General features: G+C 69.2%; 17 protein-coding genes and 1 tRNA gene. 14 read left to right on the top strand and 4 right to left on the bottom strand.

Going from position 1 to position 16,160, the window contains the following annotated elements; all coding sequences use genetic code 11:
• Window positions 1-68: 68 nt before the first annotated feature.
• On the bottom strand, window positions 69-845 hold the full coding sequence (locus P0Y60_16765; GenBank protein WEK60931.1) for a hypothetical protein: 777 nt from the start codon (window positions 843-845) through the stop codon (window positions 69-71).
• A gap of 153 nt (window positions 846-998) precedes the next feature.
• Between P0Y60_16765 and P0Y60_16760 the strand changes: the two genes are divergently transcribed.
• The 5 genes from P0Y60_16760 to P0Y60_16740 all read left to right on the top strand — a co-directional run bounded on the left by P0Y60_16760 (window position 999) and on the right by P0Y60_16740 (window position 3,748).
• Window positions 999-1,089: transfer RNA gene (locus P0Y60_16760), tRNA-Ser, on the top strand.
• 128 nt (window positions 1,090-1,217) lie between these two features.
• Window positions 1,218-1,436, top strand: a complete 219-nt coding sequence (locus P0Y60_16755) for a type II toxin-antitoxin system VapB family antitoxin (protein WEK60930.1) — start codon at window positions 1,218-1,220, stop codon at window positions 1,434-1,436.
• Complete coding sequence (locus P0Y60_16750) at window positions 1,433-1,837, top strand: VapC toxin family PIN domain ribonuclease (GenBank protein WEK60929.1); 405 nt, start codon at window positions 1,433-1,435, stop codon at window positions 1,835-1,837. Before P0Y60_16755 ends, P0Y60_16750 begins: the two co-directional genes overlap by 4 nt.
• Window positions 1,838-1,908: 71 nt before the next feature.
• Window positions 1,909-3,207 carry an MFS transporter gene (locus P0Y60_16745; GenBank protein WEK60928.1) on the top strand — a complete coding sequence of 433 codons (1,299 nt, stop codon included), beginning with the start codon at window positions 1,909-1,911 and terminating at the stop codon, window positions 3,205-3,207.
• Between the two features lie 34 nt (window positions 3,208-3,241).
• Window positions 3,242-3,748, top strand: a complete 507-nt coding sequence (locus P0Y60_16740) for a hypothetical protein (GenBank protein WEK60927.1) — start codon at window positions 3,242-3,244, stop codon at window positions 3,746-3,748.
• A gap of 20 nt (window positions 3,749-3,768) precedes the next feature.
• On the opposite strand, the gene P0Y60_16735 is transcribed toward P0Y60_16740, so the two are convergent.
• On the bottom strand, window positions 3,769-4,662 hold the full coding sequence (locus P0Y60_16735; GenBank protein ID WEK60926.1) for a hypothetical protein: 894 nt from the start codon (window positions 4,660-4,662) through the stop codon (window positions 3,769-3,771).
• Window positions 4,663-4,765: 103 nt separating this feature from the next.
• Between P0Y60_16735 and arr the strand changes: the two genes are divergently transcribed.
• Window positions 4,766-5,176: an NAD(+)--rifampin ADP-ribosyltransferase gene (arr, locus tag P0Y60_16730; protein WEK60925.1), complete on the top strand. Its 411-nt coding sequence runs from the start codon at window positions 4,766-4,768 to the stop codon at window positions 5,174-5,176.
• Window positions 5,177-5,188: 12 nt separating this feature from the next.
• Here the strand turns inward: arr and P0Y60_16725 are convergent, their stop codons facing one another.
• Entirely contained in the window at window positions 5,189-6,589 is a 1,401-nt protein-coding gene (locus P0Y60_16725) for a threonine/serine exporter family protein (GenBank protein ID WEK60924.1), read from the bottom strand.
• A 213-nt stretch (window positions 6,590-6,802) separates the two neighbouring features.
• Between P0Y60_16725 and P0Y60_16720 the strand changes: the two genes are divergently transcribed.
• From P0Y60_16720 to P0Y60_16710, 3 genes are all read left to right on the top strand, one after another.
• The gene (locus P0Y60_16720; protein ID WEK60923.1) at window positions 6,803-8,905 is read left to right on the top strand and encodes a hypothetical protein; all 2,103 of its coding nucleotides are present in this window, start codon (window positions 6,803-6,805) and stop codon (window positions 8,903-8,905) included.
• A 105-nt stretch (window positions 8,906-9,010) separates the two neighbouring features.
• Window positions 9,011-9,499: a pyridoxamine 5'-phosphate oxidase family protein gene (locus P0Y60_16715; protein ID WEK60922.1), complete on the top strand. Its 489-nt coding sequence runs from the start codon at window positions 9,011-9,013 to the stop codon at window positions 9,497-9,499.
• A gap of 52 nt (window positions 9,500-9,551) precedes the next feature.
• Window positions 9,552-10,640, top strand: a complete 1,089-nt coding sequence (locus P0Y60_16710) for an alkene reductase (GenBank protein WEK60921.1) — start codon at window positions 9,552-9,554, stop codon at window positions 10,638-10,640.
• A 31-nt stretch (window positions 10,641-10,671) separates the two neighbouring features.
• On the opposite strand, the gene P0Y60_16705 is transcribed toward P0Y60_16710, so the two are convergent.
• The gene (locus P0Y60_16705) at window positions 10,672-11,514 is read right to left on the bottom strand and encodes a LuxR C-terminal-related transcriptional regulator (GenBank protein ID WEK60920.1); all 843 of its coding nucleotides are present in this window, start codon (window positions 11,512-11,514) and stop codon (window positions 10,672-10,674) included.
• 99 nt (window positions 11,515-11,613) lie between these two features.
• Between P0Y60_16705 and hxlB the strand changes: the two genes are divergently transcribed.
• From hxlB to P0Y60_16680, 5 genes are all read left to right on the top strand, one after another.
• Window positions 11,614-12,192 (top strand): 6-phospho-3-hexuloisomerase, encoded by a 579-nt coding sequence (gene hxlB, locus P0Y60_16700; GenBank protein ID WEK60919.1) that lies wholly within the window; start codon window positions 11,614-11,616, stop codon window positions 12,190-12,192.
• 39 nt (window positions 12,193-12,231) lie between these two features.
• Complete coding sequence (locus tag P0Y60_16695) at window positions 12,232-12,855, top strand: orotidine 5'-phosphate decarboxylase (protein WEK60918.1); 624 nt, start codon at window positions 12,232-12,234, stop codon at window positions 12,853-12,855.
• Window positions 12,856-13,157: 302 nt separating this feature from the next.
• On the top strand, window positions 13,158-13,532 hold the full coding sequence (locus P0Y60_16690) for a DUF427 domain-containing protein (GenBank protein WEK60917.1): 375 nt from the start codon (window positions 13,158-13,160) through the stop codon (window positions 13,530-13,532).
• A 31-nt stretch (window positions 13,533-13,563) separates the two neighbouring features.
• Window positions 13,564-15,117, top strand: a complete 1,554-nt coding sequence (locus P0Y60_16685; protein ID WEK60916.1) for an ABC transporter substrate-binding protein — start codon at window positions 13,564-13,566, stop codon at window positions 15,115-15,117.
• Between the two features lie 4 nt (window positions 15,118-15,121).
• A complete protein-coding gene (locus P0Y60_16680; protein WEK60915.1) occupies window positions 15,122-16,159 on the top strand; it encodes an ABC transporter permease in 1,038 nt (345 codons plus the stop codon).
• Window position 16,160 lies beyond the last annotated feature (1 nt).

The following is a 16,160-nucleotide window of genomic DNA, read 5'->3' as shown; positions in this document are numbered from 1 at the left end:
CAGCTCGGAGATCGCGACAATCTGCGACTGGTGTGGGATGCAGTGGGGGCGTAGGAGCGGGGTGGGGCTCAGCCGTAGAGCGGGGTGGGAGGCTGCATCACGATGCCCTGGGCCTCGAACGCGCGGCGGCGCTCCTCGATCCGTCGATGCATCTCGACCTGAGCGGCGTCGACGAACGCGGCGTCGAGCGTCACGGTCGGCGGATGCGGATCGCCGTGGTTCGCGGCGATGTAGGCGTCGAGCTGCGGGCCGGAGGTCCACGACGTGATGAGCGCGTAGCGCGGGGAGGTGCCGCGGTGCCAGACCGCATGCCAGAAGCGCTGCGTGTCGACGATGATGCGGGATCCGCTGCGCAGCGGAAGGCGCACCTCGGTCGCGGGGTCGAAGCGGTCGGAGCGGAGGATCAGCAGCGACTCGCGGTCATCCGTCAGGTTGAAGAACCCGCGCACGACCCATCCGGTGCCCTCGTCGTTGAGGCGGTTGTTGTCGTCCTGATGCAGGTTGTAGATCGCATCGGCGTACTCGTTGGGCTGCAGCTCGATCACGCGGCAGCGGCCGATGCCGACGCCGGGTTCCTGCGCGCGGCGCTGCAGCACGGGAGCGAGTGCGACCTGCGACGCCACCCAGACGCCCTCTTTGTCGGCGCGCGGCGGCGTGTGGTTCCAGAACCCGTTGCACTCGACATCGCCCGCATAGCTCGCCAGTGGGGCGAAGCGGGTGATGCCGGACGAGCGCCAGCCGACGTACTCGACATCGAGCCATTCGGCGGGGTCGGCGGACTGGTCGTGGTCGTCGAGGACGACGTAGCCGGTCTCGGCCAACGCCTCGGAGATGATGAAGCCCATGCGCGCATCCTTCCGTCGGGTGCTTAGGCCAGCCTAACCGGGATGCCGTCCACGCGCCCGGGGCCGTGCCGTGCATAACCCGCGAGAGTATGGCGCCGCGCGGGGCCTCGTCTCGATTCGCGCACTCGCCCCGTGTCGCGTAAGCTGTTCCGCGGTGACGTGTCCGAGCGGCCGAAGGTGCAACTCTCGAAAAGTTGTGTAGGGTAACCCCCTACCGTGGGTTCAAATCCCACCGTCACCGCCATGGAAACCCCCTCTTCGCGAGGGGGTTTTTCCGTATCCGGGGTGGGGCGCATTCTTGGTGCATGTTTAGCACGGCCCGACGAAGCCATCTTGTATAGTGGCTTATACAAGAACCTCGGAGGGGGCGCCATGACCGTCACGTCGATCGACATCAATCCTGCCGAGCTGAAGCAGGCCAAGGAGCTGGCGGGTACCACGTCCAACCGGGAGACCGTTGACCTCGCGCTTCGCACTCTCATCGCCGTGCGACGCCAGCCGGCGGCTGTCGAGCGCATCATCGGACGCCGGTTCACGCCTGATCAGATCGACGCACCGACGATCGCCCCGGTTACGAGTGCCACCACGTGACGACGTACCTCGTCGACAACAGCATCTGGCAGAAAGCCGGTACGAGTGCCGGGATCGCCGACCGGCTCCGTGCGCTGTCCCCGAACCACCTCATCATCACCTGCCCACCGCAGGTTCTGGAGTACTGCCATTCCGCGCGGGATCCGCGCGAATACGCCGAGCTGCGTGAAGACATGGACGAGTTGCTTCCGGCGTGGGCACACCCCGATGAGCAGGTATCCCTCGACATCCAGCAGGCACTGTGGGATTCAGGACTCGTTCGCGCCGCCGGCGCCTTCGACTGTCTGATTGCCGCGTACGCGATCGCCAACGACGCCGTGATCCTGAACTCCGACCACGACTTCTCGCACATCGAACTGGCGACCGAAGGCCGCGTGCGGCAGGAGTACGTCGCAGCCTGATCCGGAATCAGTCCACCGGTCCTTCTTGGTATCATGTGGTTTCCCCACCCCTGCAAGCGAGGATGTTCCGCGTGACGGCTGCGCACTCCGAGACCGGCGAGCCCGCGGTCCCACCGATCTCCGCCTCGCACTACATCCTGCGCTCGCGGTTGCTGCGCGGGGCCTTCGTCAGCCTCGTCATCTCGGGTATCGGCATCTCGGTGACGATCCCGCAGATCACGCTGTTCCTCGTCGGCGAGCTCCACCTCACCCCGGCCCAGGCGGGGCTGTACTTCCTGACCAACCTGGCCGCCCCGATCGCCGGCTTCATCGTGGGGTCGCTCTCCGATCGGGCCGGTTCGCGACTGCTGGTGTTCCAGATCTGTGCGCTCCTGGGCTTCGCCGGGTGGGTGCTCATGGCGTTCGCGATGCAGCCGTGGATGCCGTTCGTCATCAACATGCTGCTGCTGAGCACGGCCGGCGCAGGTGCCGCACAGCTGCAGGCCGCCGTGCGGGACGAACTCACCCGCTCTCCCACGCCGGCCGACAACGAGGTCGTCGCGCTGATGCGCATGGCGATGGCCTTCGGATGGATCGTCGGACCGGTCATCGGCGCGGTGCTCGGAACCGTGATCGGACTGCGGCCCCTCCTGCTCGTGACCGGGATCAGCGTGCTGCTGTCGATCGTCCCTCTGCTCGGGGTGAAGTCGCCCACCGCCGAAGCGCGCGCGGCCGCCGTCGCGCACCTCGCGCCGACGCACGTGAGGAGGGCGCAGCGCTCACTGGTGCCGCTGATGATCTTCACCGGCATCTACGTGCTCATCATGTGCGGCGAGACGGTCAAGCTCGCCTATCTGCCGCTCTACATGGACGGCGAGCTGCGCATGGACCCCGGCATCCGCGGTGCGATCATCGGCCTGCAGCCCCTCATCGAGGTTCTCCTCATGCCGCTGGCCGCCCGGCTCGCCAGCAGATTCGGCGTCACCCGCGTGCTCATGGTCGGCGCGCTGATGGCGATCGCGGCGCACGCGTCGTACGCCTCGGCCGGGTGGGTCACCCCGCACATCGTCCCCCTCGTGCTCGGGCAACTGCTCATGGCGGGAGTGATCGCGACCTTCGGCGTGCTCGGGATCACGGTCGCGCAGCGGCTTGTGCCGACGCGGGTGGGCATGGCGACCAGTGTCTTCCTCAGCGCCTACGCGATCAATGCGGCGGTGGGAGGCTTCCTCGGCAGCGTGGGGTCGACCTGGCTCGGTCTCCCGCACCTCTTCTGGATCCCCGCAGTGATCGCGACGGTCGGTGCGATCGCGCTCGTCGTCTTGAACACCGTGGTGCCTCTCGATCGGGGAGTTCCGGCGGCCGTTCGCAGGGAGGACCCTCCCCAGGAGTGACCGGATGGGCACCCTCTGCATATAGGTTGAATGCGTGTTCAACCAAAATGAGTCACGGTCACTCTCGCGTCGCTCCGTCATCGCCTCCGCCGCATGGGCGGTGCCCGTCATCGCCGTGGCCGTCGCCGCGCCCCTCGCCGCCGCGAGCGCAGCCGCCGCGCCCATCGAGCTGTCCCTGCCGGTGAGCAGCACGGTCACACTCCCGCCGGCCAATGTCTTCCCCGGATTCGCCTACGTGACGGCCAGGAACGTCTCGTCGGTGCCCCTCACTTCACTCACGCTCAGCGTCTCGGGGATGTCGGCCGGCGGATTCGTGGTCGGACTGGCCGGCGCCGGAGCGTGGCAGTTGGTCTCGGGCGACAGCTCGACGCTCGTCGTGGTGTGGACAGGCAGCGCCGCGCCGGGGGAGAGCACCTCGACCCTGACCCTGACCGTGCAGTACCCGGGATCCACGCCGCCCCCGGTCACCGGCACGCTGACAGTGTCGGCGGTGGGGCGCCCCGGTGTCGCTCCCGCCGTGATCACGGCCGTCACGACCTGAGCCGCGGCCGGTCTGCGAGGCTACTCGCCGGCGGACTCGCTGCCGGGGGTGCTCTCGGGCGTGCTCGCGGGCTTGCTGTCGAGGAAGACGCCGATCCGGTCGCCGTCGAGCACGAACTGCAGCGCACGACCGGAGGGGAACTGCGCGCTCAGCTCTTCGGGGGAGTCGCCGTCGAACGGCACGGAGACCGCGGCGGGGAACACCCCGGTGCTGCACGCGGAATAGACCGGTCCCTCATATCCCCAGGAAGACGAGTCGAATTCCTCCGGGGCCGGAACCTGGTCGCTTCCCAGCACGACGAAGCAGCTCGACGTCGGGTCGCTCGACGCGCTGCCGTTGCCGAAGATTCCGTTGTTCACGTTCTGGAACAGGGTCAGTCCGTGGAACTCGAAGGCTTGGGTGTCGGCGGCCGCACCGAAGAACCCCTGAGGGATCGTGATCGACGAGTTCGCCTCCAACGTGGCGATCTGCGGAGCGCCCGATGACGTCGAGACGGGGAGCATGACGCCGACGGCCGCGGTGAGGCCCGCGCCGCCGACGGCAGCGGCGACGAGGGATGCGACCCACAGCAGTCGTCGACGGCGCGGCGTGCGGTCGGTGGCCGGGTGCGCGGCATCCGCGGAGTCCGTCGGCGCGGCGAGCACCTGACCGTGCATCGCGCCGGGTTCCGGGTTCGCCTCGGGCGCAGGCGCGAAGAGCGCGCGCACCTCCCTGTCGGTCTCGTCCCAGAGGTCGTCCTCCGGCAGCTCTCCGGCGTCGGCGGTGGGCGCGATCGGCGCCGTGATCCGTTCGCGCCGCAGCGTCTCCAGCTCGTCGAGACGGCGGAGTGCGGCGGCATCCTGCGAGATGTCCGCCTTCGGCCCGTAGGCGCGAGCACGGAGCGAGCGGAGTTCTTCTTCGAGCGCGATATCCATCCCGGGCATCGTCTCATGACGGCGCCTCATGACGGCGCCTCTCATGACGGCGCCTCTCATGACCGAGCCTCGCGCTGACGCCGCACCCGCCTAGGCTGTCGGGGTGAGTCAGACACTGGATGAGGGCCCGTTCTATCACGGCACCAAGGCGGACCTGCGGGGCGGCGATCTGCTGACCGCGGGGTTCAACTCGAACTACCGCCCCGAGGTCGTGATGAACCACGTGTACTTCACCGCGCTGCCCGGGGGAGCGGGGTTGGCGGCAGAGCTGGCGCCCGGAGACCGGGAGCCGCGCGTCTACCTCGTCGAGCCGACCGGCCCGTTCGAGAACGACCCGAACGTGACCGACAAGAAGTTCCCGGGCAATCCCACACGCTCCTACCGCAGTGCTGAGCCGTTGCGGGTCACGGGCGAGGTCACGGACTGGACCCGGTTGACGCCCGAGGCGCTCGCCGGCTGGCACGCGCGTCTGGCCGAGCTCCGGGCCGACGAGCGCGGCGAGATCATCAACTGACCTCCGGGCGCCTCAGCGCCGCACGCGGGCGCGGGTCTTCGTCACGCTGCCGAGGGTGGCGCGCACGGGGGTGCCGAGGTAGAGGCCCAGCGATGCGCCCGAGGCGAGGCCGACGCCGATCACCGCGGCGTAGATGAGCGAGCTGCCCGCACCGACGACGTCTGACGCGGAGCCGCCGGTGTGCACCATCTCGAGCAGCCCCTGGAACACCGCGACACCGGGCACGAGTGGCACGATCGCTGCCGTCGTCACCGCCACGGATGGAACGTGCAGATTGTGCGCGATCAGCACACCGATGAAGCTCGCAAGGAGCGCGCCGATCGCACTCGCAGCCGCCGGGTGCAGGTTCAGCGCCGTCCCGACGGTGTACCCGGCGATCGTGATCGCACTGAGCAGCGCGCTGACGAGGATGATCCGGATGCCGCCGCCGTTGAAGACCGCCACCGCGACGGCGATGATGATGGCGCCGGCGAACACGCTCAGCAACGGCCCGAACGGGGCGGGGTCGTCGGGCAGGTCCATCGTGAAGCCGAGCACCCCGCCGAGTTCGAGCCCGACGAGGATGCCGATCACCACGCCGAGCGTCTGCATCGTGAGGTCGAGGATGCGCCCACCCGCGGTGAGCGCGAAGCCGTCGATCGCGTCCTGCGCGGCGCCGACCACGGTGAGCCCCGCGAGCATGAGCACGATGCCGGAGGCCACGATGATGGAGGGGCGGATGCCGACGAACGGTTCGATCCCCGCGGCTCCCAGCGCCGACACGGCGACCGCGACCACGGTGGTCACGAAACCTCCGGCGATCTGACTGAAGAACAGGGGCACCCGCAGCCGCGCGAGTCCGGCCTGGGTGACGGCCGCCCCGAGGGCTGCGATGAAGGTGAGCCCGACGATGATCGGCGAGGCGCCGAGCAGGATGCTGACGCCGACGGCGAGCATCGCGCGGGCGACCACGACGACGGGCTGTTGGTAGCGGAAAGGCACCCGGCGGATCACCCGGAACGCGGTGCGGGCCGACTCCAGATCGAGCCCGCCGCGGATGTCGGAGACCAGCGCCTGCACCCGTTGGAGCTTCGCGTGATCGGGAGCCGCGACCCGCACGACGCGCACCAGGGTCTCGGGCCAGACCTCCCCGCTGAGGTGGAACGAGACGGTGATCGAGTTGTACGTCACGTCGACCTGCACCCCGCGCATGCCGTAGGCGTCGCAGACGCGCGTGATCGCGAGGGTGACCTCGTGTGCCGACGCTCCGACGGCGAACATCGCCTCACCGAGGCGGGTCGCGAGGTCGAGCACACGCGGCACCATGCGCTCGTCGATCACCGGCATCGCCTCGGTGGGCGCGACGGATGCGGGGTCGGTGTGCACGATCCTGCGGACGGAGGCGAGCAGTCGCCGCGGGGGCTTCGGGGACATGCATCCATTCTCTCCGGGACGCTCGGGTTCGCGCGACCCGGAGCCTTCGCGCGAATGACTCTGGACACAGCCCCCTGGCGGGTCTATCTTCTTGCTCACACGGCGTCATCACGATGTGCGCCGAACACTGGGGAAGAGATTCGCCTCGCTGTGGCCTGCCCGCTCCTGGGGGACGGAGGGCAGACCCTCCGTCCGAATCGGAAGAGGTGGGCGATGTACGTCGAGAATCGGGAAGAGTCCGTCGAGTCCGCCGCCGATCGGGAAGGCGTGCTCGAGATCCGCGTGCACGGGGTGAACCGGCAGAACGACTACTCGTCGCTGGGCAAGGGGGAGCGGCTGCCCTTGAAGGGGTCGTCGATGACCGACACCTTCGTGGTCGGCGGTGTGCCGGAGAAGACGACCCTGTGGCTCTTCAACTGGTCGCGCGCGAACCGCGGGCTCACCGGGCCGCTCTGGTATGGAGCCCTCCCGTTCACCTTCCTCAACGTCGCCGCCGAGATGGGATGGCGTCGGGGCGAGTCACGATCAGGTGCGTCGAGCGACGCGGAACCGAAGCGCGATACCACCGTGGTCGCCGTGTCCGCGATCCAGGGCGTCGCGATCTCGTGCATCGCGCTGGTGTGGTTGATCGCGATCCTCGAGACGATCGTGGGGCACGTGTCGCCGGTCGGCTATGACCCCGGACTCGCGTCGACCCTGATCGTCGGTGCCGCTGCGGCGGTGCTCGTGCTCACGATCCTCGCGCGCCAGTTCGGGCTGCGCGGGGTGGGGGCGGATCGCGGCCGGGGCGCCTATTCGCCACCGTGGGTGGGTGTCATCCACATCGTCGCGATCCTCGCCGTGGCCGCCGCGTTGCGCGTGTACCGCCCCGGGCAGACCCTGACGACGGAGGTCGACTTCGGCGCCTTCCTCACCGGGACCGGGCCCTTCGCGTACTGGAGCGCGGACAGCCGATGCCAGGTCGACGTGACCGAGGTGCCCGCGTGCTTCCGAGGCGAGGACAACTGGTCCGTGATCACGACGCATCCGGACGTCCTGTCGATCGTGCTCGTGTGCGGTCTCGCCCTCAGCGTGGTGCTCGGGTGCGTGCTGCTGATCCGCGCGGCGATCCTCGCCCGTTCTGCGAAGGGCCGGATGACTCGGGGACCGGCGAGTGCAGTGGGGGCGAGCATCCTCGTGACCGGGAGCTGGCTCCTGCTCTCGGGGTACGGGGCGGCGCTGCGGATGGGGATCGAATGGGTCTACTGGGCGCTGTACCCGCTGCTGGCGCTGAACCCGGACTGGCGATCGTCGATCCACCGGCTGGCCCCGCAGCCGCACCTCGTCGTCTCGTCGTACGACCTGAACCTGCGCACCTTCTCGCTCGCGAACCTGATGCCGGCGATCGCGATCGCCGGGCTGGTGCTCTTCGTGCTCGTGTTCGCGGTCTGCAGCGCGGGCAAGGGGTCGGCGAACGAGGCGTCGGCGGCGCGACCCTGGCTGCCCGATCTCACCGCGCCGACCCGGTGGACATGGCGGGGCTTCCGCTTCATCCACATCATGATCTCCCGACTTCCCGACCGGCTCTGGCTGATCGTTCCGGTCACCGGGGTGCTGTGGCTCGGCGTCATCGCCTCGCTGTGGCTCGTCGACAGTGAGCTCGACGATGTGAGTGTCGGCTTCACGAACGGCATCCCCCGGGTCGTCGACACCTCCACCTGGGACAACGGGCTGGCCACCTGGCTGCTCTCGATCGCGCTCGTGCTCGGCATCCTCGCGATCGTGTTCGCGCTGTTCGTCGGGCGCATCCGTGTCGTGCGCGAGTTCTTCGACTCGGTCGCCGACGTGCTCGGCTTCTTCCCGATCGCCTGGCATCCGCTCGCCGGTCTCAGCTACCGCGAGATCGTGGTGAGCGAGCTCGACAAGACGCTGACCGACTGGCAGGGGCCGATCATCTACTCCGGTCACTCGCAGGGCACCGTGATCGGCTACTGGTATCTGCGGCACGTCAACGACCTCGGCGGCCGGGTGCGCTTCGTGACCAGCGGTTCGCCGCTGCTCACGCTGTACTCGACGTTCTTCCCCCGTCACTTCAACGACGATCAGACCCGCGTGGTGCTGGGCAGGACGCACGTGTGGGCCAACGTCTGGCGCCTGACGGATCCGATCGGCAGTCCGCTCTGGCCCGAGGTGTGGAAGGCGAAGAAGCACATCCGCAACGTCGACGCGGTCGACCCGATCCGGCCGACGCAGCCGGTGCGGTGGCACCTCGACTACTGGACCGACCCGGCGCTGCGCGACCTCGTGCGGGAGCTGGCGGACGACGCGAACGGGTGACGCTAACGCCGCGGTGATCGGATGGCAAGCCCCTCGTGGGCGCCGCCGGTTCGATCGATGATGTGTGCGACGCCGCCACCCCGCGGCGCAGAAGGGACGATCGTCATGACCGACACCACACCCGTCCAGCGGGTCGCAGAACTCATCAAGGACTTCCGCTTCGCGATGCTCACCACCCGCAACGCGGAGGATCGCCTCGTGGCGCACCCGCTCACGGTGCAGGATGCCGAGTTCGACGGAGACCTCTGGTTCCTCGTCTCGAAGGGCGCCACCTTCGTCACCGACCTCCGCGCCGACAAGCGTGTGGGCGTCTCGCTGAGCTCCAACGATGCCTGGGTCTCCCTGTCGGGCACGGCCGGGCTCGTCGACGATCGGGCGAAGGTGCACGAGCTCTGGAGCCCGACGGTCGAGGCCTGGTTCACGAACGGGCCGGACGACCCGGATGTCGGGCTGCTGAAGTTCTCGGCGGAATCGGCCGAGTACTGGGACAGCCCCGGCGGCAGGATCGCGTCGATCTTCAGCTTCGTGAAGTCGAAGATCACGGGAGAGCCCCTGGATGCCGAGAACGAGACCGTGGAGCTGCCGAAGCGCTGAGACGACCGGGTGGGTGGGAATACCCCGCTCACCCGGAGGCTTACCTCCCACTGTGAGTCTTTACGAGCCCGCCACATTCGGTGCCCTGCAGCTGTCCAACCGTGTCGTCATGGCACCGACCACGCGCACGCGCGCGGACGACGACGGTGTGACCACCGCCCCGATGGTCGAGTACTACCGGCAGCGCGCGGGCATCGGGCTCATCATCACCGAGGGCGTCTGGCCGGTCGTCGAGGGCAAGTCGTACCCGGGCCAGCCCGGCATCGAGACCCCGGAGCAGATCGAGGGATGGCGACTCATAGCGGATGCCGTGCACGAGGCCGGCGGAACCATCGTGATGCAGCTCATGCACGGCGGTCGGGTGGGGCACCCGGCGATCTCGGGCGCACCCCGCGTCGTCGCGCCCAGCGCGCTGGCAGCGCCCGGTGAGACGCGCACGCCCGAGGGCAAGGCCGAACTCCCGGTCGCGCACGCCCTCACCGCCGACGAGATCCCCGTCGTGATCGAGCAGTTCGCACAGGCCGCGCGAAACGCGATCGCCGCGGGACTCGACGGCGTCGAGGTGCACGGCGCGAACGGCTATCTCGTGCACGAGTTCCTCTCGCCGGTGTCGAACATCCGCGAGGACCGGTACGGCGGATCCCCCGAGAACCGCGCGCGCCTCGCGATCGAGGTCACCACCGCCGTCGCGGCAGCGGTCGGGGCGGATCGCACCGGCATCCGCCTGTCTCCGCAGCACAACATCCAGGGTGTGCTGGAGGAGGACGACGCCGATGTGCTCGCCACCTACACCGCGGTCGCCGCAGGGCTCGCACCGCTCGGACTCGCATTCGTCGACGTGCTCAGCGCCGCGCCGCGGGGCGAGTTCGTGCAGCACATCCGCCGCACCGCAGGCGCACCGTTCATCATCAACACGGGCTTCGGCGTCGAGACGACCCGCGAGGAGGCCGAGGCTCTGATCGCCGACGGCTCGGCGGATGCCGTCTCGGCCGGTCGTCTCGCGATCGCCAACCCCGACCTGGCCCAGCGCTGGAGCGCGGAGGCCGAGCTCAACGAGCCGCGCCCGGAGTTCTTCTACGGCAGCACCGAAGAGGGCTACACCGACTACCCCTCGCTGGAGAGCGTGCGCGCGGGGGTCTGAACCACCGCGCGACGGCGGGCACCCTGAGACCTCAGCGGGCGAGGGCGGCCAGTTCGGCCCGGTTTCGGGCGCCGGTCTTGCGCAGCAGCTTCGAGACGTGGAACTTCACCGTGTGCGGGCTCACCCGCAGCTCGGCCGCGATCTCGGCGTTGCGCGCGCCGGTGCTCAGGTGGCGCAGGATCTCACGCTCGCGATCGCTGAGGTCGACGGCATCCTCGACTCCTGAGGCGAGCGTCGGCGGCGGGTCCAACGGCAGCACGATGGTGAGGTCGCTGCCCCAGCCCGGGGTCGACGAGACGCGGAGGGTGCCGTCGGTGGCGCTGACTTGCTCCGCGATCCGGCGCAGGGCGTCGTCGTGCGCGCTGAGTTCGCCCCGCCCGTCATCGCGGATGCCGATGAGCAGGTTGAGGCCGTCGCAGTCCCACTGGATGCGCACACGGCGGGCCTCGTCGGCATCCGCGAACGCGAGCACGGCATTGCGCACGATCGCGCGAGCAGACAGCGCGACCGCACCCGGGAGGGCACGGCCGTTCGCGGGCGGCTCGACGAACTGCACGTCGAGGCGCCCGAAGCGCACGAGGGGGCGCAGGTCACTCTTCAACCGCGCGAAGGCCCCGACCACGGGTTCGAGTACTTCGTTCTCGCGCACATCGGACGTGGTCCGCAGCTCGACGAGGGCGTTCGCCGCGACCTCGATCGCGTTCTGGCGCGCGGCCTGATCGCCGAGTCGGGAGGAGCGCAACACGGCGAGGAGCGACTCGAGGGTGACGGCGTGCCGGTCGGACTGCTCGGCGAGGGTGCGCGCGATCTCCGACGAACGCACGCGCGCCGCCTGCGAGGTGACGGCGGCCTGCGAGGTGACGGTGGTGGCCATGCAGCAAAACTAGCCGATCGGGGAGTGTTAGCCGAACGGCTAGACCTTCCAGCCATTCGGCGGAGTCCGTGGTGCAGCGATCGTTTCGATAATCGGAAGATGAGCACCGCCACCCTCACCGTCGTCGATGCGATCCGCACCGTGCAGAGCGAGGTGGATGCCGCACTGCGCGCCCTCGCACACACGGATGCTGCCGCGATCACCGCGCTCGCGGAGGCCGCGCGCGACGCCGACCGGGTGTTCCTCCTGGGTGCCGGGCGTTCCGGCCTCGCGCTGCGGATGACGGCGATGCGGCTCATGCATCTCGGCCTCACGGTGTTCGTCGTCGGCGACACCACGACACCAGCGATCGAACGCGGCGACCTGCTGCTCACGGCCACCGGCTCCGGCACGACCCCCGGGATCGTCCGCGCAGCCACCACGGCGCAGAGCCTCGGCGCTGTGGTCGCGACGATCACCACCGCCCCGGAGTCGCCGGTCGCCGAGCTGTCGTCCGTGGTCGTGACCGTGCCGGCGGCGGGCAAGCTCGACCGCTCCGGGGCCGCATCCGCCCAGTACGCCGGGAGTCTCTTCGAGCAGACCGTCGTGTTGCTCGGAGACGCCCTGTTCCACACGCTCTGGCAGCGCAGCGGCCTGTCCGCCGATGAGCTGTGGCCGCGTCACTCCAACCTCGAATGATCCCCGGCCGCCCGGCCGACTCCACACGAAAGCAGGACCATGAAGATCCAGTTCGCCATCGACACCCTCACCACCGAGGCCGCGCTCGACCTGGCCGCGGCGGCCGCCCCGCACGTCGACATCCTCGAACTCGGCACCCCGCTGATCAAGAGCGAAGGCTTGTCTGTCGTCACCGCGATGAAGCAGGCCCACCCCGACAAGGTCGTGTTCGCCGATCTGAAGACGATGGATGCCGGAGAGCTCGAGGCCGAGATCGCCTTCGCCGCCGGCGCCGACCTCGTGACGGTGCTCGGCTCGGCCGACGACAGCACCATCGTGGGCGCCGTCAAGGCGGCGTCGAAGCACGGCAAGGGCATCGTCGTCGACCTGATCGGTGTCGCCGACAAGGCCGCCCGCGCGAAGGAGGTCGTCGCCCTCGGCGCCGAGTTCGTGGAGATGCACGCCGGACTCGACGAGCAGGCGAAGGAGGGCTACTCGCTCGACGGTCTGCTCGAGGCCGGTCGCGCCGCCGGCGTGCCGTTCTCGGTCGCGGGCGGCGTCAACGCCACATCCATCGCCGCCGTGCGAGCCGCGGGCGCCCAGATCGCCGTCGCCGGCGGAGCGATCTACGGCGCCCCGGACGTCGGAGCCGCAGCGGCAGGTCTGCGCGCCGCGCTGGTCTGATCCACCGCCTCGATACATCACCACATCGAACGACGATGCCCGCCGGACTCCGGCGGGCATCGTCGTCTTTTGGTTGACGATTCGAGGACACCTGGACGATTCGCCGAACTTTTCGGTCGATTCCTCGGCGATTCGTCATCCCCTCGGCGATTCGTCGGGGTCCCACGCTCTCCCGAACGCGACATGCGGCGACATGTGTCGACATCATGCGGAACCTCACGGCGCAGCATCCATCCCTGGCGCTTTGATGTCTCTACGGCGCGACACAGCGTCGTCCCCCCGCACCCGATGGAGAAGCGACCATGTCGAACACCGCTGCCGAGCGCACGCACACCGTGACCACCGAACCCGCCGCGCATCGCGTGCGCGTGACCGCCGGCGGACACGCCATCGCCGACTCATCCCGCGCGATCGTGCTGCGCGAGACCGGTCACGACGACCGCTACTACCTGCCCCGCGACGACGTCGACTTCACGCTCCTGCAGCCGACCGAGTCGCGCAGCCACTGCCCGGTCAAGGGTGACGCCGACGACTACTGGGCGCTCGCGAGCGACCCCGCCACCGACGTCGCCTGGTCGTACCCGACGCCGTTCGAGTACCTGCAGCCCATCGCCGGGTACGTCGCCTTCTACTCCGACCGCGTCCAGGTGGACACGGCAGAGCCCCTCGCGCGCTAGCGCTCCCCTCCCGACACCAAGGACACCGCACATGACCCTCCACCGCCCCCTTCCTCCCGGCCGTCGCCGATCCCTCTCGCTCCTGGCCGCCCTCGGCGTCGCCGCGCTGGCCCTCGCCGGGTGCGCGACCGCCGCTCCCGCCACCACCGGCGGAGAGGCCGGCGAGGCGATCTACCGCATCGGCATCAGCGACCCCGGCGCCGAGCTCGACCCGCTCACCGTCGCCGACAGCGACGCCCAGCTCATCACCGGTCTCGTGACCGAGCAGCTGGTCAGCTTCACGGCCGACGGCGAGGCGCTGCCGCGGCTCGCCACCGAGTGGGCGGCATCCGACGACGGCCTGTCGTGGACGTTCACGCTGCGCGACGGCGCCCTCTTCAACGACGGCACACCGGTCACCAGCGCCGACGTCGTGGCGACCTTCGACGCCATCATCGGCGACGACAGCATCTCGCCGGCGAAGAGCGCGTTCACCGGCATCCTCGACTCGGTCGCCGCCGACGGCGACACGACCGTCGTGTTCACGCTCGTGCGTCCGTTCTCGGACTTCCCACGGCTGATCGCCGGCAACAACACCGGCATCCTGCCCGCCGACTACGAGCCGGGTGCGTGGCTCAAGAACCCCGTCGGTGCCGGACAGTTCGTGCTCGAGGACTACACGGTGGGCGAGAGCATCACCTACGCCAAGAACCCCGACTACTGGAACGCCGATCAGATCGACCTCGACGGCGTCGAGCTCACGATCTACAAGGATCCGCAGGCCACGGCGCTGGCGTTCCAGGCGGGGGAGATCGATAGGATCAACGTGTCGCCCGACGTGCTCGCGACCGTGAACGCCGACGACTACGACACGCTCTCGGCGGGCTACAGCTACTTCTACGGCATCCATCTCGATGTCACGAAGGCACCGTTCGACGACGTCACCATCCGCGAGGCGCTGGCCTGGGCGGTCGACCGGCAGGGCATCGTCGACAACGTCTACGGCGGCACGGCCGCGGTCGGCGACGACTACCCGGTGCTTCCCGACTATCTGCCGCAGCCGCTGGACGTCCCGCAGCGCGAGCAGGATCTCGACAAGGTCGCGGAGCTGCTGGACGGCCGCGAGGTGTCGTTCACCATCACGACGTCGTTCCAGCTCTTCGGCGAGGTGCTCCAGCAGCAGCTGAACGCCATCGACGGCTTCGACGTGACGCTCGACGTGCTCTCCGACGAGCAGTACTACGCCGAGGGCGCCGACTCGCCGTGGCTCAACGCACCGCTCACCATCACCAGCTGGGGCAAGCGCGTGCCGTCGCAGTACTACGGCCTGTTCTACGCCACCGGCGCGGCATGGAACGCGTCGAACTTCACCGACGCCGACCTCGAGAAGAAGGTCGCCGCGTTCGATGCGACCACCGACGACGGCGAGCGGCAGCAGCTGATCACCGAGATCGCGCAGGAGCAGTGGGATCAGGTGCCGACCATCATCCCCGCCCTCGCACGGTCGGAGGTGCTGCAGAACAAGCGCGTGACCGGCGAGTTCGTCGCACCGCTCGACTTCTGGGCCGGCTACAACTTCGCCGGCATCTCGGTCGAGGGGGAGTGACATCGTGACCGTCAGCCTCTCTTCGAGCGACACCGCCTCGGCGAACGCCCGACGAGGGCTGGCGGTCCTGCGCTCGCGCCACAGCCAGGTGCCGCGACTGATCGGTCAGCGTCTGCTGCAGGTGCCGATCGTGCTGCTCGTGGTCTCGGTGCTGGTGTTCTGGCTCATCAAGATCGTGCCGGGCGACCCCGGCCGCAACGCGCTGGGGCAGTACGCCACCTCGGAGCAGGTGCAGGCCTGGAACGAGGCGCACGGACTCACGGGGCCGATCATCGAGCGTTACTTCTCGTGGCTCGTCGGCTTCGTGACCGGCGACTGGGGAACGAGCCTGATCTACGCGGCACCGGTGCGCGACCTGGTGCTGGGCCGGCTCGGCAACTCGCTCTTCCTCGGCGCCGTCGCCTTCGTGATCCTGGTGCCGGTCGCTTTCGCGCTCGGCGCGATCCAGGCCCGCCGCGAAGGATCGCGTACAGACCGCGCCCTGACCATCGGGCTCATGTCGCTCGCCTCGGTGCCCGAGTTCGTGGTCGGTGTGCTGCTGCTGATCGTCTTCAGCCTGACGCTGCGGTGGTTCCCCATCCAGTCGTCGATCAGCCTCGACGGAGATCCGGGGGAGGTGCTGCGGGCCCTCGTGCTGCCGGCCGTCACCCTTGCGCTCGGGTATCTCTCGGTGCTCGCCCGCATGACCCGCACGGGCGTGCTCGACACCCTCGACTCGCAGTACTACCGCACCGCCGTGATCAAGGGGCTCCACGGGCCCCGGCTGCTGGTGGGGCATGTCGCGCGCAACGCGGTGATCCCGACCGTGTCACTGCTGGGCATCTATCTGGGCAGCCTGCTCGGCGGCAGTGCGATCGTCGAGACGCTGTTCGGCTACCCGGGCCTCGGCGCGCTGCTGGTGACGGCGACGGTCGAGAAGGACATCTTCCTGCTCGAGTCGGGGGTCATGGTGACCGGCGTGATCTCGCTGCTCGCCCTGCTGCTCACCGACATCGCCTTGCTGCTCATCGACCCGCGCGTGCGCTTCGACGAGGGGGAATGAC

The sequence above is a fragment of the Candidatus Microbacterium colombiense genome, assembly GCA_029203165.1.
Taxonomy (GTDB): Bacteria; Actinomycetota; Actinomycetes; order Actinomycetales; family Microbacteriaceae; genus Microbacterium; species Microbacterium colombiense.
This window is presented reverse-complemented; position numbering and strand designations above follow the sequence as displayed.

Coding starts and splice junctions, on each gene's coding strand:
- P0Y60_16685 (WEK60916.1), top strand. CDS start 13,564: ATGACCCTCCACCGCCCCCTTCCTCCCGGCCGTCGCCGATCCCTCTCG.
- P0Y60_16765 (WEK60931.1), bottom strand. CDS start 845: ATGGGCTTCATCATCTCCGAGGCGTTGGCCGAGACCGGCTACGTCGTC.
- hxlB (WEK60919.1), top strand. CDS start 11,614: ATGAGCACCGCCACCCTCACCGTCGTCGATGCGATCCGCACCGTGCAG.
- P0Y60_16725 (WEK60924.1), bottom strand. CDS start 6,589: ATGTCCCCGAAGCCCCCGCGGCGACTGCTCGCCTCCGTCCGCAGGATC.
- P0Y60_16720 (WEK60923.1), top strand. CDS start 6,803: ATGTACGTCGAGAATCGGGAAGAGTCCGTCGAGTCCGCCGCCGATCGG.
- P0Y60_16695 (WEK60918.1), top strand. CDS start 12,232: ATGAAGATCCAGTTCGCCATCGACACCCTCACCACCGAGGCCGCGCTC.
- P0Y60_16755 (WEK60930.1), top strand. CDS start 1,218: ATGACCGTCACGTCGATCGACATCAATCCTGCCGAGCTGAAGCAGGCC.
- P0Y60_16715 (WEK60922.1), top strand. CDS start 9,011: ATGACCGACACCACACCCGTCCAGCGGGTCGCAGAACTCATCAAGGAC.
- P0Y60_16735 (WEK60926.1), bottom strand. CDS start 4,662: ATGGATATCGCGCTCGAAGAAGAACTCCGCTCGCTCCGTGCTCGCGCC.
- P0Y60_16690 (WEK60917.1), top strand. CDS start 13,158: ATGTCGAACACCGCTGCCGAGCGCACGCACACCGTGACCACCGAACCC.
- P0Y60_16705 (WEK60920.1), bottom strand. CDS start 11,514: ATGGCCACCACCGTCACCTCGCAGGCCGCCGTCACCTCGCAGGCGGCG.